Source organism: Chitiniphilus shinanonensis DSM 23277 (genome assembly GCF_000374805.1).
GTDB lineage: Bacteria > Pseudomonadota > Gammaproteobacteria > Burkholderiales > Chitinibacteraceae > Chitiniphilus > Chitiniphilus shinanonensis.
Map to the genome: position 1 here is coordinate 1 of NZ_KB895340.1, position 21427 is coordinate 21427.

The 21427-nt window shown below is 69.0% G+C and carries 19 protein-coding genes and 1 rRNA gene; 8 read left to right on the forward strand and 12 right to left on the reverse strand.

The window, feature by feature from the left end; all coding sequences use genetic code 11:
* Both C556_RS0108125 and C556_RS0108130 read right to left on the reverse strand, forming a co-directional pair.
* Positions 1 to 92, reverse strand: a 16S ribosomal RNA gene (locus tag C556_RS0108125); the annotation flags it as partial.
* A gap of 466 nt (positions 93 to 558) precedes the next feature.
* Complete coding sequence (locus C556_RS0108130; RefSeq protein ID WP_018747743.1) at positions 559 to 1452, reverse strand: LysR family transcriptional regulator; 894 nt, start codon at positions 1450 to 1452, stop codon at positions 559 to 561.
* Between the two features lie 96 nt (positions 1453 to 1548).
* Between C556_RS0108130 and C556_RS0108135 the strand changes: the two genes are divergently transcribed.
* Together C556_RS0108135 and dkgB are read left to right on the forward strand one after the other, a co-directional pair.
* Positions 1549 to 2772 (forward strand): MFS transporter, encoded by a 1224-nt coding sequence (locus tag C556_RS0108135; RefSeq protein ID WP_018747744.1) that lies wholly within the window; start codon positions 1549 to 1551, stop codon positions 2770 to 2772.
* A gap of 201 nt (positions 2773 to 2973) precedes the next feature.
* Positions 2974 to 3774, forward strand: coding sequence for a 2,5-didehydrogluconate reductase DkgB (gene dkgB / locus C556_RS0108140; protein WP_018747745.1), 801 nt, complete (start codon positions 2974 to 2976; stop codon positions 3772 to 3774).
* Between the two features lie 34 nt (positions 3775 to 3808).
* Here the strand turns inward: dkgB and fliD are convergent, their stop codons facing one another.
* Positions 3809 to 5839, reverse strand: coding sequence for a flagellar filament capping protein FliD (gene fliD / locus C556_RS0108145; protein ID WP_018747746.1), 2031 nt, complete (start codon positions 5837 to 5839; stop codon positions 3809 to 3811).
* Between the two features lie 311 nt (positions 5840 to 6150).
* Between fliD and C556_RS0108150 the strand changes: the two genes are divergently transcribed.
* Positions 6151 to 7059 (forward strand): alpha/beta fold hydrolase, encoded by a 909-nt coding sequence (locus C556_RS0108150; RefSeq protein WP_018747747.1) that lies wholly within the window; start codon positions 6151 to 6153, stop codon positions 7057 to 7059.
* Between the two features lie 27 nt (positions 7060 to 7086).
* On the opposite strand, the gene C556_RS0108155 is transcribed toward C556_RS0108150, so the two are convergent.
* Positions 7087 to 8343 carry a cation:proton antiporter gene (locus C556_RS0108155; RefSeq protein WP_018747748.1) on the reverse strand — a complete coding sequence of 419 codons (1257 nt, stop codon included), beginning with the start codon at positions 8341 to 8343 and terminating at the stop codon, positions 7087 to 7089.
* 191 nt (positions 8344 to 8534) lie between these two features.
* Between C556_RS0108155 and C556_RS19795 the strand changes: the two genes are divergently transcribed.
* On the forward strand, positions 8535 to 10220 hold the full coding sequence (locus tag C556_RS19795) for a SulP family inorganic anion transporter (protein ID WP_018747749.1): 1686 nt from the start codon (positions 8535 to 8537) through the stop codon (positions 10218 to 10220).
* Positions 10221 to 10756: 536 nt separating this feature from the next.
* Here the strand turns inward: C556_RS19795 and C556_RS0108165 are convergent.
* Genes C556_RS0108165 through phnG form a run of 7 tightly spaced genes read right to left on the reverse strand, consistent with a single transcriptional unit; the run spans position 10757 to position 16544 of the window.
* Positions 10757 to 11893 (reverse strand): alpha-D-ribose 1-methylphosphonate 5-triphosphate diphosphatase, encoded by a 1137-nt coding sequence (locus C556_RS0108165; protein WP_018747750.1) that lies wholly within the window; start codon positions 11891 to 11893, stop codon positions 10757 to 10759.
* Complete coding sequence (gene phnL / locus C556_RS0108170) at positions 11890 to 12597, reverse strand: phosphonate C-P lyase system protein PhnL (RefSeq protein ID WP_018747751.1); 708 nt, start codon at positions 12595 to 12597, stop codon at positions 11890 to 11892. Before phnL ends, C556_RS0108165 begins: the two co-directional genes overlap by 4 nt.
* Before the next feature lie 7 nt (positions 12598 to 12604).
* Positions 12605 to 13396, reverse strand: a complete 792-nt coding sequence (gene phnK, locus C556_RS0108175; protein ID WP_026262916.1) for a phosphonate C-P lyase system protein PhnK — start codon at positions 13394 to 13396, stop codon at positions 12605 to 12607.
* Between the two features lie 14 nt (positions 13397 to 13410).
* On the reverse strand, positions 13411 to 14388 hold the full coding sequence (locus tag C556_RS19800) for an alpha-D-ribose 1-methylphosphonate 5-phosphate C-P-lyase PhnJ (protein WP_018747753.1): 978 nt from the start codon (positions 14386 to 14388) through the stop codon (positions 13411 to 13413).
* Positions 14385 to 15482, reverse strand: a complete 1098-nt coding sequence (locus tag C556_RS0108185; RefSeq protein ID WP_018747754.1) for a carbon-phosphorus lyase complex subunit — start codon at positions 15480 to 15482, stop codon at positions 14385 to 14387. The genes C556_RS19800 and C556_RS0108185 overlap by 4 nt, the downstream gene beginning before the upstream one ends.
* A 1-nt stretch (position 15483) precedes the next feature.
* On the reverse strand, positions 15484 to 16092 hold the full coding sequence (gene phnH / locus C556_RS0108190; RefSeq protein WP_018747755.1) for a phosphonate C-P lyase system protein PhnH: 609 nt from the start codon (positions 16090 to 16092) through the stop codon (positions 15484 to 15486).
* Positions 16093 to 16094: 2 nt separating this feature from the next.
* On the reverse strand, positions 16095 to 16544 hold the full coding sequence (gene phnG / locus C556_RS0108195; RefSeq protein WP_018747756.1) for a phosphonate C-P lyase system protein PhnG: 450 nt from the start codon (positions 16542 to 16544) through the stop codon (positions 16095 to 16097).
* A gap of 163 nt (positions 16545 to 16707) precedes the next feature.
* Between phnG and phnF the strand changes: the two genes are divergently transcribed.
* The 4 genes from phnF (at position 16708) to phnN (ending at position 20215) form a co-directional block, all read left to right on the forward strand.
* Entirely contained in the window at positions 16708 to 17433 is a 726-nt protein-coding gene (gene phnF / locus C556_RS0108200) for a phosphonate metabolism transcriptional regulator PhnF (RefSeq protein WP_018747757.1), read from the forward strand.
* Between the two features lie 333 nt (positions 17434 to 17766).
* Complete coding sequence (locus C556_RS0108205) at positions 17767 to 18921, forward strand: alpha-D-ribose 1-methylphosphonate 5-triphosphate diphosphatase (protein WP_026262917.1); 1155 nt, start codon at positions 17767 to 17769, stop codon at positions 18919 to 18921.
* Positions 18918 to 19616, forward strand: a complete 699-nt coding sequence (locus C556_RS0108210; protein WP_018747759.1) for a DUF1045 domain-containing protein — start codon at positions 18918 to 18920, stop codon at positions 19614 to 19616. The genes C556_RS0108205 and C556_RS0108210 overlap by 4 nt, the downstream gene beginning before the upstream one ends.
* Positions 19613 to 20215: a phosphonate metabolism protein/1,5-bisphosphokinase (PRPP-forming) PhnN gene (gene phnN, locus C556_RS19805; protein WP_018747760.1), complete on the forward strand. Its 603-nt coding sequence runs from the start codon at positions 19613 to 19615 to the stop codon at positions 20213 to 20215. The genes C556_RS0108210 and phnN overlap by 4 nt, the downstream gene beginning before the upstream one ends.
* Here the strand turns inward: phnN and C556_RS0108220 are convergent.
* Positions 20137 to 21327, reverse strand: coding sequence for an MFS transporter (locus C556_RS0108220; protein WP_040430815.1), 1191 nt, complete (start codon positions 21325 to 21327; stop codon positions 20137 to 20139). The genes phnN and C556_RS0108220 overlap by 79 nt on opposite strands.
* Between the last annotated feature and the right edge of the window lie 100 nt (positions 21328 to 21427).

The window sequence follows — 21427 nt, forward strand, 5'->3', positions numbered from 1 at the left end:
TCGCCAGGCCGAAGCCCGCGTTACCGTTCGACTTGCATGTGTAAAGCATGCCGCCAGCGTTCAATCTGAGCCAGGATCAAACTCTTTCGTTCAATCGCTTAGCTTATTTCGTACTTTGGCTCGTACTCAAAGAAACCATCTCTGGTTCTTTTACGTATGAGCGCTGATTCGTCATCAAGCACTCACACGCATCGGCTGTAATTTGTTAAAGATCAGTCCACCGGACACCGCGCTTTTGAAACCTGCTAAACTCTTCGTTTCGCTTCGTTCTGCGCTGCGTCTCGTGCAGAGAGGCCGAACTATACGGTCGGGCCTGAAAGGCGTCAACACCTTCCCCAAGAAAAATCCAAACCAATACGCTAAGTCACTGATCTGGCAGATAACTTGCCTGCTGCATCTTCGGTCTGGTGTGGATACTCAAATGCAAAGCCCCGCTTTTGGCGGGGCTTTGGCGTATCTGGTGCAGGGCATTTCGGACTCAGCCCTGCGCAAGTCATCCACTGGGGATGGCGGCAAGATACCGGCCGCGTGTTGCACGCACATGACAAGTGTCCGTGCTCAGCCGGCTTCCTGCATGTGCTCGCCCAGGTAATCGAGAAAACAGGCGATGCGGGCCGCGAGCTGGGTGTTGCGGTAGTAGACGGCGTTGATCGGCTGGCGCACGTCCAGCGTGTCGGCCGCCAGCACCTGCACCAGGTCGCCGCGCTCGCGGTCGCGCCGGGTCATGAAATCCGACAGGCAGACCAGCCCTTCCCCACCCAGCGCCAGATGCCGCAGTGTTTCGCCGCTCGATGCGGCGAGGTCGGGCACGATGCGCAGGCCGTTGCCATGCGCGTCGCGCAGCGGCCATTGGTTCAGGCTGTCCGGATGGTTGAAGCCCAGCAGGGTGTGGTCGCCCAGGTCGGAGACCGCCTGCGGTGTGCCACGCGCCGCCAGGTAGCCGGGGCTGGCCAGGATGCGCAAGGCGCTGCTGCCGAGAAAACGCGCGTGCAGGGTGGAATCCCTGAGCTGGCCGATGCGGATCGCCACGTCGGTGCGTTGCTCCAGCAGGTCGATCACCTGGTCGTCGGTATCCAGCTCCAGGGTGATTTCGGGATAGCGGCGGCGAAAGCCCGCCACCAGCGGCACCACACCATGCAGCATGAACGGCGAGGCCGCGTTGACCCGCAGCCGTCCCGCCGGGCGCTGGCGACGCAGCGCCATCTGCTCCTCGGCGTCGTCCACCGCGCCGACGATGGCGCGGGCATGCGCGAGGAACGCCCTCCCTTCCTCCGTCAGCTCCAGCCGGCGCGTGGTGCGGCTGAGCAGGGTGGTTTCCAGCTTTTCCTCCAGCCTGCCCAGCGCGCGGCTGATGCCGGAGGTGGTCTGCCCCAGTTGCCGGGCGGCGGCGGTGATCGAGCCGGTATCGACCACCACGAGGAAAGCCTGCAATTCGTCCAGCGTGGATTTCATTGTTGATTTCCAGTCAACTATCTTGTGCAGAATGACTGGTTTTTCCGCAAAGGCAAAGCACCGACACTGCGAAGCGTTCCCATCCGGAGAGTCGCAATGCCCATTGCCTTGCTGGCGCTGACCATCAGCGCCTTTGCCATCGGCACCACGGAGTTCGTCATCGTGGGCCTGATTCCGACCATCGCAGCGGACCTGGGCGTCAGCCTGCCCTCGGCCGGATTATTGGTCAGCCTGTATGCGCTCGGCGTGGCCGTCGGCGCGCCGCTGCTCACCGCGCTCACCGGCCGGGTGCCGCGCAAGGCGCTGCTGCTGGGGCTGATGGCGCTGTTCACCGTCGGCAACCTGCTGGCGTGGCACGCCCCCGGCTACACCTCGCTGGTGGTGGCGCGCGTGCTCACCGGGCTGGCGCACGGCGTGTTCTTCTCCATCGGTTCGACCATCGCCACCGGGCTGGTGCCGCGAGAGAAAGGGGCCAGCGCCATCGCCCTCATGTTCAGCGGGCTGACGGTGGCGCTGGTCACCGGCGTGCCGCTGGGCACGTTCATCGGCCAGCATTTCGGCTGGCGCGAGACCTTCCTCGCCGTGTCGGCGCTGGGCGTGCTGGCCCTGATCGGCAGCGCGTTGTTCGTGCCGCGCGATATCCGCCACACGCCGCCGTCCTCGCTGCTGCGGCAATTGCAGGTGCTGGGCCAGCCGCGATTGCTGCTGGTGTATGCGATGACCGCGGTGGGCTATGGCGGCAGTTTCATCGCTTTCACCTTCCTCGCGCCGTTGTTGCAGCAGGCCGGCTTCTCCGGCAACGCGGTGAGCCTGGTGCTGCTGGTGTACGGGGTATCGGTGGCGTTCGGCAATCTGTGGGGTGGGCGTCTGGCCGACCGGCTGGGACCGATTCCGGCGCTGGAACGCATCTTCATGTTGCTGGCGCTGGTACTGCTGGTGCTGACCTTCACCGCGCCGCATCCCATCCTGGTGGTGCTCACGGTGCTGGCCTGGGGCGCGGTGGCGTTCGGCAACGTGCCCGGCTTGCAGGTGTACGTGGTCAAGCAGGCGGAGCGCGTGGCGCCGCATGCGGTGGACGTGGCATCCGGCCTCAATATCGCGGCCTTCAACCTGGGCATCGCGCTGGGCGCGTGGGGCGGCGGCTTGATCGTCGAGCAGGTCGGCCTGCGCCATACGCCGTGGATCGGCGCCCTGGTGGTGCTGGGCGCCTGGGCCCTCACCCGCTGGAGCGGCCGCCTGGATCGGCGGCTGGCCGGCGACGGCGTGATCGCTCCGCCATCCGCGACGCTGCCGGCAACCGTCTGCCCCGCCAGCCGCTGAATCGTCCTCCGATCCGCTATTCATTCAGGGCGTGCCCGGCACGCCGCACCCGGAGCGGCTGACAAAACTCAGCGTAGCGATCCTGGCAAGAAGCGCGAAACGCAGACAGTACGTGTGGTACGGCAAGTTTCAGCTCAGCGCCCCCACGCGACGCCGCCAGAAGGGTTTTGTTGGTCGCTCATATATCACAGGAGTCACACCATGCATCCGCCCGCCATCGGCCTCGGTACGTTCCGCCTGCAAGGCCAGCAAGTGATCGATTCGGTCGCCACCGCGCTGGAACTGGGCTATCGCCACATCGACACCGCGCAGATCTACGGCAACGAAGCCGAGGTCGGCCAGGCGATCGCCGCCAGCGGCGTGCCGCGCGACGACCTCTATCTCACCACCAAGGTGTGGACCGACAGCCTGGCCGCCGACCGGCTGGCGCCCAGCCTGGAAGAAAGCCTGCGCAAGCTGCGTACCGACCGGGTGGATCTGGCGCTGATCCACTGGCCGTCGCCGGGCGATGTGCTGCCGGTGGCCGAATACATGACCGCGCTGCACCGGGCGCAGCAACAAGGGCTGACCCGCGCCATCGGCGTCTCCAACTTCACCATCGCCCATCTGCAACAGGCGATCGACGCGGTGGGCGCCGACGCCATCGCCACCTTGCAGATCGAAATCCACCCTTACCTGCAGAACCGCAAGGTGGTGGCTTTCGCCCGCCAGCACGGCATCCACCTCACCGCGTACATGTCGCTGGCCTACGGCAAGGTGCTGGGCGACCCGGTGATCGTCGCCATTGCGCAGCGCCTGGGCGCGACCCCGGCGCAGGTGGCGCTGGCCTGGGGCTTGCAGCAGGGCTACGCCGTCATTCCGTCGTCCACCCGGCGCGACAACCTGGCGTCCAATCTGCACGCGGCAACGCTGCGACTGAGCGATGACGACATGGCCGCCATCGCCGGGCTGGAACGCGGCGCGCGCCTGGCCAATCCGGATTTCGCCCCCCACTGGGATTGAGCGACGCCGGCCGCACGGGCCGGGCCGGCGCCGATCAGGAGATCAGACTGTTGAGCGAGGCCAGTTGCTGGGTGAGGTAGCTGCTGGTCGAGTTCATGTTGGAGATCTGCACGTCGAGCGCGGTGAACTGCGCGCGGTAGCGCTTTTCGGTCTCTTCCAGCCGGCGGTTCAGCGTTTCGGCCTGCTTGTCGTAGTTGTCGATGTCGCGGTTCAGGCCGTCGATCCGGGCCTGCACCGTGCCATCGCTCGCCAGCAGGCCGGTCAGCGCCTGGTCCAGCTTGCTGGCGAAGCCCCGGCTGAACGACAGCGTGCCGTAGCTGCCGGCGGCGTCGCCGGTGACGGTGAGCTTGAGACCCTGCGCCTTGCCGGTGCCGGTCAGCGTCTGGCCGCTGCCGGTGGCCGGCGCACCGCCGATGCTGCCCTCCACGTCCTTGCCGGTGTCGCGCAGGCCCACCTTCAGGCCGAACAGGCTGTCGTTGGCGCCGGTGCTGGTCACCTGGATCTGCGATGCGCTGCCGTAGCGGTTCGAGGTCATCTGGAACGACTGGCTGGCGCTGTCGAAACCGACCGAGACCGTCACCCCCGCGTTCTTGAGATTGCTGTCGCCGTTGATCTGCGACTGGATTTCGGCCGCCAGCGCGGCCGGCGACGAATAGGTGCCCGGCGACAACTTGATCTGCTTGGACGACACCCCGTCCACCGCCACCATCAGCGTGTCGTTCTCGTCGGCGGTGATGGTGAACGAGGTGTCGGTAATGGCGGCGCCGCTGACGGTGGCGCGCGTCGCCGGCTGGGTGATCTCCACCGCGTACTGGCCGGCCTGGGTCTCGGCGGTGGCCGACAGGTAGCTCACCCGCGCGTCGCTGGCGGTGCCGTTGGTGGCGAACAGGCTGGCCACGTCGTCCGGGCGCGCATCCAGTGCGGATTGCAGCTTGCTGCTGTCCAGCGTCATGTTGCCGTTCTTGTCGAAGCTGATGCCCACTTCGCTCAGGCTCTGGTAATGACTGCCCGCGCCCAGCGCCTGGTTGAGCGTGGCGCGCAGCGTGTTCTGCACCGAGCGCACCATCGAATCGCCGTTGAGCACGCCGCTGCTCTTGTCGTCCTCGTTGTAGAAGGTGAGGTCCGATACCGATTTGACGAAGGCGTTGTACGAATCGACGAAATCCTGCACCGACTTCTTCACGCCGCTGGTATCCCGGGTGATGTTGAGCGTGGTGGCGACCGGATTGCCGCTGCTGTCCAGGCTGCTGGTCTTCTGCAGGTTGAGCGTCACGCCTTGCAACAGGTCGGAGACCGAGTTGCTCGACTTGGTGATGGCGATGCCGTCCAGCGCGAACCTGGCATCCTGCGCCGCCTGGGTCTGCACCAGGTGGCCGGTGGCGTTGGCGTCGTAGGTGAAGCGCGACAGGCCCGCCGCGTCACTGTTGTCGCCATCGGCGTCCTCGGCCTGGATGCGCAGGCTGTTGGCGCTGCCGCTGTCGCTGGACGAGAGCAACAGCCGGTAGCCGCCGCCATCGTTGATGAGGGTGGCCGTCACCCCGGCGTTCTGGTTGTTGATGGCATCGCGCAGCCCGGTCAGCGTGTTGTTGCTGCTGTCGATCTTCACCGTCAGCGCGCCCTTCTCGCCGTTCACCGCGAAGGTGCCGGCCGCACCGTCCACGCCGGGCACCTCGGTGCCGAACTGGATGGTCAGCGTGCCGGTGCCCACCGGCGCGCTGGCGCTGGAGAACACATCCGACTTCAGCTTCTGGCTCTGCGCCAGTTGCGTCACCGCCAGGCTGTAGCTGCCGGCCTGCGCCAGCACCGAAGTCGACACCGTGCCGATGCCGCTGTCGCCCAGGCTGCCCTGCACGCTCTTGTAGGCGCTGGCGCTGGACAAGGTCAGCACCTTGCCTTGCAGCGACGCCAGCGCGCTTTGCAACGACCCGACCGCCGAAATCTTGGTGCCGGCCTCCGTGACCTTGGTCTGCAACTTGGTCAGCGGCTGGCTCTCCACCTGCATCAGTTGCGAGATGATGCCGTTCACGTCCAGCCCGGACCCGAGGCCCGCCGAGCTAATCGCCATGCTGTGCTCCACGCGCGGGCCCGCGCCCGCTCACGACACACAAGCTAACGTCCTCGCTTCACCGCGCTATCGCCGCCTTGTAACAGCGATGTCAAGCCGTTCCCGGCGCTGCATGCCGTGCATGGCGCGGCTAACAAAACCCTCCTGGCGGCGTCGCGCTTACTTGCCGTACTTACCCGTACTGTCTGCGTTTCGCGCTCCTTGCCAGGACCGCTTCGCTGGGTTTTGTCAGCCGCTCTTCGTGTCACCGCGCTTGCACCACGCTGCTTCGCCGCCATCATGATCGAACAACCATCGCCACCGAGTCCGCCATGCCCCGCATCAGCGCCAACCAGATCGAGATCGAATACGAAACCTTCGGCCCGCCCGAGCGCCCCGCCGTGCTGCTGATCATGGGACTGGGCATGCAGTTGGTGGCCTGGCCGGAGGATTTCTGCCGCGCGCTGGCCGACGCCGGCTTTCACGTGATCCGCTACGACAACCGCGACGTGGGGTTGTCCAGCCACCTGAATCACCTGGGTCGGCCGCGCCTGCCGTGGCAGATGCTGAAGCGCGCGCTCGGCCTGCCGCTGCGCCCGCACTACACGCTGGACGACATGGCCGAAGACGCCGTCGGCCTGCTCGACGCGCTCGGTATCCGCCACGCCCACGTGGTGGGGGTGTCGATGGGCGGGATGATCGCGCAGCTGTTGGCCGCGCGCTGGCCGGAGCGGGTGCTGACGCTGTCCAGCGTGATGAGCAGCAGCGGCGCGCCCGGGCTGCCCGGCCCCACGCCCGCGGCCCGGGCGGCGCTGCTGCGCCGGCCGCCGCGCGGCTTCTATCGCCCGGAGCGACGCGAAGACCTGGTGAGCTTTCTGCAGGACACCTTCCACATGCTGAACAGCCCCGGCTTTCCCATCGACCCCGCCTTGCAGCGCCAGCGCATCCGCGAGGGGCTGGACCGCGCGCTGAACCCGGTGGGCTCGCTGCGCCAGATCATGGCCGTCGCCGCCGCGCCGGATCGCAGCGCCATGCTGGCGGCCATCGGCGCGCCGACGCTGGTGGTGCACGGCCTGGACGACCCATTGCTGCCGGTGGCCTGCGGGCGCGACACCGCCGCCAAGATCCCCGGCGCGCGGCTGGTGGAGGTGCCGGGCATGGCGCACGACCTGTCGCCCGGCGTGTGCGACACCCTGCTGCAACTGCTGGTGCCGCATCTGCGACGCGAGGAAGCCGCCTGAAGCGGCCGGCCCCCCGCGTCGGGGCGGTCACGCCTTGCGGTCGATCCAGCGCAGCACGCGGTTGAAGGTCAGCCCCTGCAACAGGATGGAGAACAGCACCACCACGTAGGTGGCGGTCAGGATCAGCGGCTTGTATTGATCGTTGGGCAGCGACAGCGCCAGCGCGATCGAGATGCCGCCGCGCAGGCCGGCCCAGGTCATCAGCAGCGGCGTGCGGCGGAAGTTGAAGTCGTAGCGCGAGCCGATCAGCCCCAGCGCGCACACCAGGATGCTGGCGTAGCGCGCCAGCAGCGTGATCGCAATGGCGGCCAGCCCCACCAGCACGTAATCGAACTTGATCACCACCACCACCATCTCCAGGCCGATGATGACGAACAGGATGGCGTTGAAGATCTCATCGAGCAGCGACCAGAACGCGTCCAGGTGCTCGGTCGATTTGCGCGACATCGCCAGGTGGCGCACCCGGTTGCCGATGAACAGCCCGGCGGTCACCACCGCGATCGGCGCCGACACGTGCAGCAGCTCCGCCAGGGCGTAGCTGCTCAACGCCAGCGCCATGATCATCATGATCTCGATCTCGTAGCTGTCGATCGACTTGATCGCCAGGTACAGCGCGAACGACAGCGCCAGCCCCACCACCACGCCGCCCAGGATGTCCTTCACGATCAGCAGCAGCACGCTCCAGTCCAGGCTGCTCACCGGCTGGCCGGCGTGCACCAGCCCCAGCAGCACGATGAACAGCACCACGCCGGTGCCGTCGTTGAACAGCGCCTCGCCGGTGATCTTGGTCTTGATGTTCTTGATGCTGGGGCCGTCGCCCAGCAGCGCCAGCACGCACACCGGATCGGTGGGCGAGATCAGCGCGCCGAAGATCAGGCAGTAGACGAAGGGCAGATCCATCCCCAGCGCCCGGCACGCCAGGTAGAACAGCACGCCGGTGATCGCCGTCGCCAGCATCACCCCCACCGTGGCGAACAGCGCGATCGGCAGCTTGTACGCCTTCAGCTCCGCCACGTTCACATGCAGCGCGCCCGCGAACAGCAGCACCGCCAGCATGCCGTGCAGCAACAGGTTCTCGAAATCGAGCTTGTTGACCAGCACGCCGACGCTTTGCAGCGAAAACGCCGAGGTCTTGTCCATCACGATCAGCACCAGCGACAGCAGCACCGAGAAGAACAGCAGACCGATCGACGCCGGAAAGCGGAACACCTTGTGGTTGATGTAGCCGCCGATGGAGGTGATGGAGAACAGCAGCGCCAGCAGTTGCAGGGTGGAAAGTTCCAAAAGAAGAGCCTCGTGCTTGTTTGCGGTGACAATTGACGGCCAGCGACGCGGGTCAAGCAATTTCGACAAACCACGTTGGCGCCGGCAGGCGCAATATACGACAGCATGCGTTTCAGGCCATCGGTCACGTTGCAACGGCGGCGGACTGACTATGCTTGAGGCACGCCGTCCAACCCATCCCCCTCCCCGCCATGATCGCCCTTCTCGAAGCACGCCGCGCCGGACTGCTCGGCCGCCAGCACTGGATGTCCAACCTGATTGCCGGCGTAGTGGTCGGCGTCGTCGCCCTGCCGCTGGCCATGGCCTTCGCCATCGCCTCCGGCGCCAAGCCCGAACAGGGGCTGTACACCGCCATCGTCGCCGGCCTGCTGGTGTCGATCTGCGGCGGCAGCCGTCTGCAGATCGCCGGCCCCACCGGCGCCTTCATCGTCATCCTGTCCGGCGTCACCGCCAAGTACGGCATCGCCGGGCTGCAACTGGCAACACTGATGGCGGGGCTCATCCTGCTGGTGTTCGGCCTGACCCGGATGGGCGCGGTGATCAAGTTCATCCCCGATCCGGTGATCGTCGGCTTCACCGCCGGCATCGCCGTCATCATCTGGACCGGGCAATGGCCGGATTTCTTCGGCCTGCCGCCGGCGCAGGGCGCGCACTTCCACGAAAAGCTGTGGCACATGCTGCAATCGTTCCCGCAGTGGCACCCGGCCACCACCGGGCTGGCGGTGCTGTCGCTGCTGCTGGTGCTGTACAGCTCGCGCCTTCCCGGCCTGAAGCGTATCCCCGGCCCGCTGGTGGCGATGGTGGTGGCCACCGTGGTGCAGGCGATCTTCCAGTTCGACGGCGTGGTCACCATCGGCAGCGCCTTCGGCGGCATCCCGCAGGGCCTGCCCAGCTTCGCGCTGCCCGAGATCACCGCATCGCGCGTGATCGAGCTGATCGGCCCGGCGTTCACCATCGCCATCCTCGGCGCCATCGAATCGCTGCTGTCGGCGGTGGTGGCGGACGGCATGGCCGGCACCCGCCACAATGCCAACCAGGAACTGGTGGGCCAGGGCATCGCCAACATGGTGGCGCCGCTGTTCGGCGGCTTCGCCGCCACCGGCGCGCTGGCACGCACCGCCACCAACGTGCGCAACGGCGGCAACAGCCCCCTGGCGGGCATCACCCACGCGGTATTCCTGCTGCTGGTGCTGTTGCTGCTGGCGCCGCTGGCCGCCGACATCCCGTTGCCGGCGCTGGCCGCCATCCTGTTCGTGGTCGCCTGGAACATGAGCGAGGCGCGGCACTTCCTGCGCATGACCCGCCGCGCGCCGCGCGCCGACGTGGTGATCCTGCTGGTGACGTTCTCGCTCACCGTGTTCGCCGACCTGGTGGTGGCGGTGAACATCGGCGTGATCCTGGCCACCCTGCACTTCCTGCGGCGCATGTCGTCCAGCGTGGCGGTCACCGCGCAGGGCAGCCAGGAACTGAAAAAGGAATTCGGCCATCGCGGCTTCACCGACCTGCCGCCCGGCCTGCTGGTGTACGCGTTGGAAGGCCCGTTCTTCTTCGGCGCCGCCGAGAACTTCGAACGCACGCTGAGCAACATCCACGCCTACCCGCGCATCCTGATCATCCGTTTGAAGTGGGTGCCCTTCATCGACATCACCGGCTTGCAGACGCTGGAGGAAGTGATCGGCTCGCTGCACAAGCGCGGCGTGCTGGTGAAGTTGTCCGGCGCCAACGAGCGCGTATCCGAAAAGCTGGAACGCGCCGGCATCGTCGAACTGGTCGGGCGCGAACACGTACATCCGGCCTTCGACGAAGCACTGGCTTCCGCCACCGACCTGATCGCCTCCGGCGAGCCGCTGCGCCCCCCGCCCCGCCCGCAGTCCTGATGCCACGAAGAACGGCCCGGTTACCCGGGCCGTTTGCTTATGCACCAGCCGTTCACTGGCCGGCGCACTTGCCACTTTGCAGCGCCTCGACCTCGGCCAGCCCAATCCCGGCGCTCCGCCTCTGGCGGAAATTCCAGCCCGCGTTGTAACAAACACCCGCAACACCTGTGGACACGGAGCGCACCGAGCGCACGGAGAACACAGAGAAAACCCAGCGCCGCCCCTTCGCCGGACCGCATCCACCCCGAGCAACGCGAGGCCCCCTCGCGGCGGCGAGGGCGGGGGGAGTGGGATCGATCAAGGGGAGCCGATCCCGGCAAACCATCACGACCAAGACCCCGGCTAGGCCGGGGGCCGTAGCAATCATGCGGACAGCGCTGCCACCACTTCACTCGGCGCCCTGCGGCGAGGGCGGGGGGAGTGGGATCGATCAGGAAAGAGCCGGTGTGGGCATTCCTGAAACGACGCGCACCCGGCTTGGCCGGGTGCTTGATGCCGCCTCAATCTCAACCCCGGCAAACCCGCAAACCCAAGGCTCACCCCACCCGCTGCCCCGCCCGCCACACCCCGCGCACCAGCGGCGTATGCGGCGTGGCGCGCACGCGGATCACGTCGGCGCGCAGGCCGGGCGCCAGTTCGCCGCGGTCGTCCATCCCGACCAGCCGCGCCGGGGTGCGCGTCACCGTGGCCAGCGCGCGTGGCAGGCTCCAGCCGGGCTCGTCGGCCAGCATGAAGGCCGCGTGCAGCAGGCTGGCCGGCACATAGTCGGACGACAGCACGTCCAGCAGCCCTGCGCGCGCCAGTTCGGTGGCGGCGACGTTGCCGGAGTGCGAGCCGCCGCGCACCACGTTGGGCGCGCCCATCACGATGGCCTGCGCCGCCGTACGCGCGGCCTGGGCGGCGAGCAGCGTGGTCGGGAATTCGGACACCGTCACGCCGTCGACCGCGCCTTCGGCCACGTGCTCGACCGTGGTGTCGTCGTGGCTGGCCAGCGCCAGGCCGCGTTCCTGCGCCAGCCGCACCACGGCGCGGCGGTTGCGCTGCGCGTGCGTCTCCTGGAGCACGCGGCGCTCGGCCACGTCCTGCGCCAGGCGCTCGTCGCTCCAGTGCTCGTGCTTCTGCGAGTAGACGCGGTATTTCTCCAGGTCCATCCACTGCCGCTGGCCGGGCGTGTGGTCCATCACCGACAGCAGCTTGAGCAGCGGCTCGTCCAGGTAGCGTTCCAGTTGTTCCAGCACGTCGGGGCTGGAGACCTCGCAGCGCAGGTGCAGCCAGTGGTCCACCCGGGTGTGGCCCTGAGCCACCGCGTGGCGCAGCGCATCGATCGACGGCGCCAGCGTGGTGGCGCGCAGGCTGTTGCGATCCTCGCCGATGCACAGCGCGTCGAACACCGTGGTGATGCCGGCGCTGGCGACCTGGGCGTCGTGGATGGTCAGCGCGGAATGCACCGGCCATGCCACGCCGGGACGCGGGCCGAGGTGCTTTTCCAGGTTGTCGGTATGCAGTTCGACCAGCCCCGGCATCAGGTAGTCGCCGTCGCAATCCTCGGCGCCGGGCACGGCGGTGACGCCGTGGCTGAGGTCGACGATGCGGCCGTCCACCAGCCGCAGGGTGCCGTGGAGGATGTCATCGGCCAGCACGATGCGGGCATTGGTCAGGATCTGTTGGCTCATGGCGCGGTTTCCGTGGCACGGGTGAGGGAGAAGCAACGGCTGGCGACGCGGTCGCGGATCGCCACGTCGTGGAAGATACCGACGATGGCGGCGCCGCGCTGGCGCGCCGCGTCGATCAGTTGCGCGACGCGCTCGGCGTTGGCGGCGTCGAGCGAGGCGGTGGGTTCGTCCAGCAGCAGGATCGGGTGCTCGGCGATCAGGCCGCGCGCGATGTTGACGCGCTGCTGCTCGCCGCCGGAGAAGGTGGCCGGCGGCAGGCGCCACAGTCGTTCCGGCAGCGACAGCGCGCGCAGCAGCACGGCGGCGCGCTCGCGCGCCTCGCCGTCCGCCACGCCGCGATCGCGCAACGGCGCGGCGACGATGTCCAGCGCCGGCACGCGCGGAATCACGTGCAGGAACTGGCTGACGTAGCCGATGGTGTCGCGGCGCAGCAGCAGCACCTCGCGCGCCGCGGCCTCGCCCAGCACCGTCCAGCCGGCGTCGCCGCGTACCCGCACTTCGCCGCCGCTGGCCAGGTAGTTGCCATACAGGCAGCGCAGCAGCGTGCTCTTGCCGGTACCGGACGGGCCGACCAGCGCCACGCATTCGCCACGCGCCACCGCCAGGTCCACACCGTCGAGCACCGCCAGCCGCGCGCCGTGTTGTTGATGCAGCACGAAGGTCTTGGACAGACCACGGGTTTCGATCATCAGGTCGGGATTCATGCGCGTCTCACAGGTGAAGAACCGAGGACACCAGCAGCTGGGTGTACGGATGTTGCGGATCGTCCAGCACCTGGTCGGTCAGGCCGGTCTCGACCACGCGCCCGCCCTGCATCACCAGCAGGCGATGCGCCAGCAGGCGCGCCACCGCCAGGTCGTGGGTGACGATCACCGCGGCCAGGCCGAACGAGGTGACCAGCTCGCGCAGCAGGTCGAGCAGCCGCGCCTGCACCGATACGTCCAGCCCGGCGGTGGGCTCGTCCATCAGCACCAGCCGCGGCTTGGTGACCAGGTTGCGGGCGATTTGCAGCCGCTGCTGCATGCCGCCGGAAAAACGCGATGGCGCTTCGTCGATGCGCGCCGGGTCCAGCTCGACCCGCGCCATCCAATCCTGCGCGGCGGCGCGGATCTCGCCGTAGTGGCGCGCGCCGGTGGCCATCAGCCGCTCGCCGACGTTGGCGCCGGCGCTGACGTTCATCCGCAGCCCGTCGCGCGGATTCTGCTCGACGAAGCCCCAGTCGGTGCGCAGCAGCCAGCGGCGCTCGGCCTCGGACAGCCGCGACAACTCGGTCAGGCCGCGCCCCAACAGCGCGTATTCGATGCGGCCGGCGTCGGCCGCCAGCCGGGTGGACAACAGCTTGAGCAGCGTCGACTTGCCCGAGCCCGATTCGCCGACCACGGCCAGCACTTCGCCGGGCCACAGCTCGAAGCCGACGTCGGCGCAGCCGATGCGCGCGCCGTAATGGCGGGTCAGCCCGCTTACCCTCAGCAATGGCGTCAGAAGCCTGTCATTCGCTTGCATAGTTAAGCTCCAATTCAGGAAGAAGCAGGCCCCCGGCCAAGCCGGGCGCTCGCCGTATCGTTTGATGCCGGCACCGGCTTCCCTTGCTCGATTCCAACTTCCCCCGCCCTCGCCGCCGCGAGGGAGCCTCGCTGCGCTCGATGGGCCGGGCCGGTGTGGCCGGCGTGCTGCCGCGATGCGCAGTATTCGGAATCGGAACAGACGAACATCCGCCCGCCGGCGTCGTCCAGCACCACTTCGTCGAGGAAGCTGTCGTCGGCGCCGCACAGTGCGCACGGTTCGTCCCAGCGCTGCACGCTGAACGGGTGGTCCTCGAAATCCAGGCTTTCCACGCGGGTGTACGGCGGCACCGCGTAGACGCGCTTCTCGCGCCCGGCGCCGAACAGTTGCAGCGCGGGGCTGCGGTGCAGCTTGGGGTTGTCGAACTTGGGGATCGGCGACGGCGACATCAGGTAGCGGCCGTTGACCATCACCGGGTAGTCGTAGGTGGTGGCGATGTGGCCGTAGCGGGCGATGTCCTCGTACAGCTTCACGTGCATGAAGCCGTAGTCGGCCAGCGCGTGCAGGGTGCGCGTCACCGCCTCGCGCGGCTCCAGCCGGCGCATCGGCTCGGGCTCGGGCACCTGGTACACCATGATCTGGCCTTCGGCGAGCGGCGCCTCGGGGATGCGGTGGCGGGTCTGGATCACCGTCGCCTCCGCCGTGCGGTCGGTGGTGGCCACGTCGGCGGTGCGGGCGAAGAAGCGGCGGATGTTCACCGCGTTCACGGTGTCGTCCGAACCCTGGTCGATCACCTTGAGCACATCGTCGCGCCCCAGCACCGAGGCGGTGACCTGGATGCCGCCGGTGCCCCAGCCGTAGGGCAGCGGCATCTCGCGGCTGCCGAACGGCACCTGGTAGCCCGGGATGGCAACGGCCTTGAGCAGCGCGCGGCGGATCATCCGCTTGGTCTGCGGGTCGAGGTAGGCGAAGTTGTAGCCGGTGGCGCTCATGCGGTCTGCTCCTGGGCAGGCTGCGCGCTGGCGATGGCGGCGCGCATGCGGCGCACCAGTTCCAGCTCGGATTGGAAATCGACGTAGTGCGGCAGCTTCAGGTGCTGTACGAAGCCGCCGGCCTCGACGTTGTCGGAGTGCGACAACACGAATTCGGCCTGCTGCGCCGGCGCGGCGGGCTCCTCGCCCAGCTCGGCGCAGCGCAGCGCGCGATCGACCAGCGCCATCGCCATGGTCTTGCGCTCGGCCTCGCCAAAAGCCAGGCCGTAGCCGCGGGTGAACTGCGGCGGCGTGGTGCTGGAGCCGGCGAACTGGTTGACCATCTGGCACTCGGTCACGGTGATCTCGCCAATCTGGATGGCGAAACCCAGCTCTTCGGGCACTACCTCAAGCGCCACCTCGCCCATGCGGATCTCGCCGGCGAACGGGTGGGTGTGCGAATAGCCGCGCTGGGTGGAATAACCCAGCGCCAGCAGAAAGCCCTCGTCGCCGCGCGCCAGATTTTGCAGGCGGGTGGCGCGCCCGGCCGGGAACGACAGCGGCTCGCGCGACAGATCGGCCGGCGCCGGATCGCCCGGCGGCGGCAGTTCCGGCTCGATCAGCCCTTCCTCGCCCAGCAGGTCGATGCCGCGCGGCAGGTGTTCGGGCAGCGGCTGCGCGGCCTCGGCGACCACCGGCGCCTCGCCGCCGGCCAGCAGCGAGAAATCGAGCAGGCGCTGGGTGTAGTCGTAGGTCGGCCCCAGCACCTGGCCGCCCGGCAGTTCCTTGAAGGTGGCGGAAATGCGCCGCCGCACCGCCATGCGCGCGGTATCCAGCGGCTGGCTGTAGCCGAAGCGCGGCAGCGTGGTGCGGTAGGCGCGCAACAGGAAGATCGCCTCGACCTGATCGCCGGCCGCCTGTTTGAGCGCCAGCGCCGCCAGCTCCTCGTCGTAGAGCGAGCCCTCGGCCATCACCCGCGCCACGCCCAGCCGCAACTGGCCGGCGATCTGCGCCACCGAGACTTCGGACACCGCCGGATCGCCCCGGCGCGCCTGCGCCAGCAAGGTGCCGGCGTTGAGAATGGCGGTTTCCCCGCCTTTGACGGCCACGTACATGTCATGCCTCCCGAACGGTGGTGGTACGCGGCAGGCCGACCACCTGCGCGCCCGCCACCAGCAACAGATCGACCCCCAGCGGGAAATGCCCGGCATTGCGCTGCCAGTCGCGCCAGAAACCGTCGGGCAGCCCGACCACGCCCAGCCGCACTTCGTCGGCGATGCCGGGACCGGACCAGATCGGGCCGCGTAAGGTCGGGCCGCGCTCGGTCGAAGCGTGCGGTGCGAAGCCCGCCACCTGGATCAGCAGCGTGGCGGAGCGATCCGGGTATTCCGGTTCGCCCTGGGCGAACGCGCTCAACGGCGGCATGGCGCCGGCATCGTCGATCAGCGCGAAGCGCGCCCGCGCCGGGTCGTCCACCAGCGGGCAGCCGGCGTGGAAGCGCAGCCACGGCGCGCTGTCGGCGCTTTGCAGCCAGACCGGCGTTTCGTAATCGAGCAAGGCGAGCGCGGCGGCGCCGGTCGCGGGGGCCAGCGGCGCCGGCGCGGCGAACTCGAACGGCAGGGTCTGCACCCGGCCGGGGCGCGCCAGTGCGTCCAGCAGCAGGCGGAACACGCGCTGGGCGTGGTCCTCGGGCTGGGCGAAGCCGGGCAGAAGCGGTGCATTCATGGTCAATCCCCTCGTGCCAGCGTGAAGAATTCGACGCGCGTCGCGGCGGCCTGGGCGCCGGCGGTGGCGCGCGCGGCGCGCTGGCGCGCGGCCAGCGGCTCGATCAGCGCCGGCAACAGGTCGGCGCGCTGGATGTCGTCCTGCAACAGCAGGTCGAACAGCGCCACCAGCTCAGCATGGCGCCCCACCCTGCCCCGCACGTAACCGACGCCGAGCCGGCCGGCGTCGTCCTGCACCGCGCAGCGGGTGACCGACACCTCGCCCAGGTTGAACTGGGCGCCGGTGCCGCCGGCGCGGCCGCGCACCATCATCAGGCCGGTCTCCGGCCGGCGCAGCCAGTGCAGCGCGGGCAAGGCGCGGCGCGCCAGGTGTTGCTCCAGCTCGACCGGGCTGGCCTGGGCCAGTACGCCCAGCCAGTGGCGCCGTTGCGCCGGGTCGCAAAGTTGAGTCATCGCGGCTCCTTCATGTATAAATGTCTATACAAGTTACGGCCGAGAGTATCGGCGCAAGCAACGCGGCAAGTAAACCACCGACGCATGAATCTTTTTTGAAACGGGTACCGGGCCGGGCACGGCTGCGGCAACATCGCGGTTTTCCGGCACAGGACAGCAGACCATGATCCAGCGCGGTTCCGGCGTGGCAGTGTGGCGCCAGATCGAACAGGCCATCGAGGCGGAGATCGCCCAGCAACACTACCGGGCGGGCGAGCGCCTGCCGACCGAGGCCGAGTTCGCGGCGCGTTTCGAGGTCAACCGCCACACCATCCGCCGCGCCGTGGCCGCGCTGGAGACGCGCGGGCTGGTGCGGGTGGAACAGGGGCGCGGCATCTTTTTGCAGGACTACGCCGTGCACTACAGCATGGGCAAGCGCATGCGTTTCTCCGAATCGCTCAAGCGCCTGCAACGCGAAGGCCAGATCGAAGTGCTGCGCTCGCAGGAGATCCCCGCCAGCGCCAAGGTGGCGCAGGCGCTGCGGCTGGCCGAGGGCGAGCGGGTGTTGCAGGTGGACAGCCTGGCACGCGCCGACGGCCGCGTGGTCAGCATGACCACCCGCTTCTTCCCGGCGCAGCGCTTCGCCGGCCTGGCCGAGGCGTATGCCGAGACCGGCTCGATCACCAGCGCGATGCAGCGCTACGGCGTGGCCGACTACGAGCGGCTGGAAAGCCGCATCACCGCCCGCCTGCCCGACGAAGCCGTGGCGCGGCACCTGCAACGCCCGAAGAACCAGCCGGTGTTGCAGGTGGAAGGGATCAACATCGACCAGCACGGCGTCCCCATCGAATTCGGCATCAGCCGGCTGGCGGGGGATGCGGTGCAGTTGGTGGTTGGCGGGGAAGAGTGAAGGGGGAAGGGCAACGGCGTGACCCCAAATCTTGAACCACAGAGGACACGGAGAGCACAGAGTTTCACAGAGAAAACCAAAGCAAAGAGGAAGTAAACCGGGGTGCGGCGGCCAATGGTTGCTTTGCCACGATTCTTCCTTCTTCCATTACCTTCCTCCCGGTTTTCTCCGTGTTCTCTGTGTCCTCTGTGGTTCAAGATTTGGGGTCTGGGTTTTGTCACCCTTCCCCCTTCCCTCTTCTCCCTTCCCAGCGGGGCAGCGCGGCAACGCGCCGCCCCACGCAAAACCGTCATGCAAGCCCCGTAGCATCCCGGCCCGGACAAGGAGACCCACATGTTGCAAGGAATCGTTGGTCGTCGCGTGCTGCTGGACGACGGCCATTGGCATGACACCCCCCTCGCCTTCGCCGACGGCCTGATCGCCGGCTGCGACGGCCCTGCGCCGGTCGGCGCGCTCGATTGCGGCGACTATCTGGTGCTGCCGGGCATCGTCGATCTGCATGGCGATGCGTTCGAGCGCCAGATCCTGCCGCGCCCGGAGGCGGCGTTCCCGCTGCCGCTGGCGCTGGCCGACACCGATCGCCAACTGGTCGCCAACGGCATCACCACCGCGTTCCACGGCATCACCTGGAGCTGGGAAGGCGGCCTGCGGGGCCGCGACAACGCCATCGGCATCCGCAATGCGCTGGCGCGACTGAAGCCGCGCCTGGGCGCCGACCACCGCATCCACCTGCGCTGGGAGACCTACAACCTCGACGCCGTGGACGAGATCGCCGACTGGCTGGCCACCGGCCACATCGACCTGCTGGCGTTCAACGACCATCTCGACATGGTGCAGGCGCGGCTGGGCGACGACGGCAAGCTGCGCAAGTACGCCGAACGCGCCGGCATGCCGCTGGCCGGATTCCGCGCGCTGGTGACGCGGGTGGCGGCGCGCGGCGACGAAGTGCCCGCCGCCATCGCCCGGCTGGCCGGCCACGCCCGCGCCGCCGGGGTGGCGATGGCCTCGCACGACGACGACACCCGCGCCGAGCGCGCGGCCTTCCAGGCGCTGGGCTGCACCATCAGCGAATTCCCGCGCACCGCCGAGGCCACGGCGGCCGCCCGCGAGCTGGGCAGCCCCACCGTGTTCGGCGCGCCCAACGTGGTGCGCGGCGGCAGCCACTGCGGCGCCCCCGCCGCGCGCGAGATGGTGGCCGCCGACCTGTGCGACATCTTGGCTTCCGACTACTACTACCCGGCGCCGCTGGCGGCGGCCTGCCAACTGGCCGCCGACGGCGTGGTCGGCTGGGCCGGCGCCTGGAAACTGGTCGCCGCCAACCCGGCGCGCGCCGCCGGTCTGACCGACCGCGGCGAACTCGCCGTCGGCCAGCGCGCCGACCTGATCGTGCTGGACGCCAGCGATCCCGCCACCCCGCGCGTGGTGGCGACCGTGGCCGGCGGCCGGCTGGTCCATCTGGCCGAGGATTTGCCGCGGGTGACCGCATGAGCTACCGCTACGCCCTCTATCTGGCCCCGCCGCAGACGCATCCGCTGTGGAGCGTCGGCAACCGCTGGCTGGGCCGCGACGCCGAACGCGGCGACGCGCTGACGCCGTCCACCATGCTGGGGCTGGACCACGCCACCTGGAACAGCCTGGTCGGCGCCCCGCGCCGCTATGGCCTGCATGCCACGCTCAAGGCGCCGTTCCGCCTGGCCGACCCCTATGACGAAGCCCAGCTGCTGCTGGCGCTGGAACAATTCGCCGCCACCACCGCGCCGTTCACCCTGCTGCCGTTGCAGGTGACGGCGCTGGCCGGCTTCATCTGCCTGCGCCCGCGCGAGGAATCGCAGGCATTGCAGGCACTAGCCGACGCCTGCGTGGCGGAGTTCGACCGCTTCCGCGCCCCGCCGGCCGCCGCCGAACTGGAACGCCGCCGTCCCGGTCAGCTGGACGTGCGGGCCCGCTACCTGCTGGAACGCTGGGGCTACCCGCACGTGTTCGAGCGCTTCCGCTGCCATTTCACGCTGACCGATCCGCTGCCCGAACCGCAACGCAGCGCGCTGTTGCCGCTGCTGGCCGCACACTTCGCGCCGGTGCTGGACCAGCCCCTGCCGGTGGGCGAACTGTGCCTGTTCGTCGAGGACAGCCCCGGCGCGCCGTTCCGCCTGACGCGGCGCTTCGCGCTGGGCAGCGCGCTGTGAGCGGGCGTCTGATCGTGCTGGTGGGGCCGTCCGGCGTCGGCAAGGACAGCGTGCTGGCGCACGCCCGCGCCAGCCTGGCGCGGCTGCCGCAAGGCGGCGGGGTGCGCTTCGCCCGGCGCGCCGTCACCCGCCCCGCCACGGCCGGCGGCGAGGATCACCTGGCGCTGAGCGAGGACGAATTCCACAGCGCGCTGGACGAGGGTCGCTTCGCGCTGTGGTGGGGCAGCCACGGCCTGCATTACGGCATCGACCGCGAGATCGACGACTGGCTGGCGGCCGGCCTCACCGTGGTGGTCAACGGCTCGCGCGCCCACCTGCCGCTGGCTTGGCAGCGCTATCCCCGGCTGGAAGCAGTGCTGCTGACCGCCCGGCCGGATACGTTGGCCAAACGCCTGGCCGCGCGCGGCCGCGAAGACGAGGCCGCCGTGGCCGCCCGCCTGGCGCGCACGCCGCCGCCGTTGCCGGACGGCATGGCGCTGACTGAGATCGCCAACGACGGCGAGCTGGCAGAGGCCGGCGATCAGTTCGTGGCACTGCTGCTGACCGCGCCGACCGGCAGCACCGCCGAAGCGCCCAGCGCGCCGGACCAGCGCAGGTAGAGCGCGGCGGTCAGCCCCAGCAGCGCGGCGGCCACGGCGAACGGCGCACGATGGTCGAGGTACTGGTACGCCGCGCCGCCCAGCAGCGGTCCCACCGCGGTGGCCGCGTTGGCGACGGTGGCGTACAGCCCGAACACCGTGCCGCCGCGCGCGCCGCAGATTCCCGCCACCAGCTTGCGTTCGGCCGGCACCACCAGCGCCATGCCGCAGGCTTCCACCACCCACAGCGCGATCAGCCAGCCCAGGTGCGTCATCCACGGCATCAGCAACATCGCCGCCGCCATCAGGCCCAGCCCGGCCACCAGCGGGCGCGTGCTGCCCAGGCGATCCACTAGGCGACCGGCATGGCCGGGCAGAATGCTCAGCACCAGCGCGGCCGGGATGTAGGCGCCGGCGATGGTCGACGACGGCGCGCCGAAGCGCTCGCTCAGGTACAGCATCAGCACCGGCAGCACCATGCCGCCGGCCAGCGCGGTCAGCAGTGCCAGCGCCAGCAGGCGATGCAGGCGGCGGCGATCCGGGCCCGGCAGCGGCATGGCGGCCTGGGCGCCGGACGGCGTGCGCGGCACCATCCGCCACGCGGCCAGCGCGGCCACCACCGCCCCCATGGCGAAGGCCGCCATGATGAACGGCCAGCTGTGCTCCAGGCTGAACATCCCCACCACGTTGAACGCGGGAATGGCGCCGATCAGCGCCCCGCGCGCGCTGGCGGATTCCAGCCGGCCCATCCCCTCGCCCACGCGGCGATCCTGCGCGGCCACCAGCGCCAGCGCGGCGGTCCAGATCAGACTGTTGGCCACGGCCGCCACCACTGCCGACAGGTACAGCATCGACACCTGCCGCGAGGCGGCGTAGCTCCAGAACGCCAGGCCCTGCAACACGCAGCCCAGCACCAGGAACACCCGCTTGTCGCCACGATCCATCCACCAACCCACCGCCGGGCGGCACAGCAACTGGGTGATGCTGGCCAGGGTGAAACAGATACCCACCTGCACCGCGCCCGCCCCCAGGGCATGGGCGTACAGCGGCAGCGCGAAGTTCATCACGCCGTTGGGCAGGCAGGCCAGCATCATGGCCAGGAACGGCCCCTGGCCCGGTTTCGATTGTTCCATCGCGTTCTCCTCGATCATGCGGCGTTCCCGACGCCTCGCAGCCATGCTAGGCAGCGGGCCGGACGCCGGCCGGGCGCTGCGACCAAGCGCCCGAAACCAG

Coding starts and splice junctions, on each gene's coding strand:
- C556_RS0108165 (WP_018747750.1), bottom strand. CDS start 11,893: ATGAGCCAACAGATCCTGACCAATGCCCGCATCGTGCTGGCCGATGAC.
- dkgB (WP_018747745.1), top strand. CDS start 2,974: ATGCATCCGCCCGCCATCGGCCTCGGTACGTTCCGCCTGCAAGGCCAG.
- C556_RS19795 (WP_018747749.1), top strand. CDS start 8,535: ATGATCGCCCTTCTCGAAGCACGCCGCGCCGGACTGCTCGGCCGCCAG.
- C556_RS19800 (WP_018747753.1), bottom strand. CDS start 14,388: ATGAGCGCCACCGGCTACAACTTCGCCTACCTCGACCCGCAGACCAAG.
- C556_RS0108205 (WP_026262917.1), top strand. CDS start 17,767: ATGTTGCAAGGAATCGTTGGTCGTCGCGTGCTGCTGGACGACGGCCAT.
- C556_RS0108210 (WP_018747759.1), top strand. CDS start 18,918: ATGAGCTACCGCTACGCCCTCTATCTGGCCCCGCCGCAGACGCATCCG.
- C556_RS0108185 (WP_018747754.1), bottom strand. CDS start 15,482: ATGTACGTGGCCGTCAAAGGCGGGGAAACCGCCATTCTCAACGCCGGC.
- phnH (WP_018747755.1), bottom strand. CDS start 16,092: ATGAATGCACCGCTTCTGCCCGGCTTCGCCCAGCCCGAGGACCACGCC.
- phnL (WP_018747751.1), bottom strand. CDS start 12,597: ATGAATCCCGACCTGATGATCGAAACCCGTGGTCTGTCCAAGACCTTC.
- phnF (WP_018747757.1), top strand. CDS start 16,708: ATGATCCAGCGCGGTTCCGGCGTGGCAGTGTGGCGCCAGATCGAACAG.
- C556_RS0108135 (WP_018747744.1), top strand. CDS start 1,549: ATGCCCATTGCCTTGCTGGCGCTGACCATCAGCGCCTTTGCCATCGGC.
- C556_RS0108130 (WP_018747743.1), bottom strand. CDS start 1,452: ATGAAATCCACGCTGGACGAATTGCAGGCTTTCCTCGTGGTGGTCGAT.
- phnK (WP_026262916.1), bottom strand. CDS start 13,396: ATGCAAGCGAATGACAGGCTTCTGACGCCATTGCTGAGGGTAAGCGGG.
- C556_RS0108220 (WP_040430815.1), bottom strand. CDS start 21,327: ATGGAACAATCGAAACCGGGCCAGGGGCCGTTCCTGGCCATGATGCTG.
- C556_RS0108150 (WP_018747747.1), top strand. CDS start 6,151: ATGCCCCGCATCAGCGCCAACCAGATCGAGATCGAATACGAAACCTTC.
- fliD (WP_018747746.1), bottom strand. CDS start 5,839: ATGGCGATTAGCTCGGCGGGCCTCGGGTCCGGGCTGGACGTGAACGGC.
- phnG (WP_018747756.1), bottom strand. CDS start 16,544: ATGACTCAACTTTGCGACCCGGCGCAACGGCGCCACTGGCTGGGCGTA.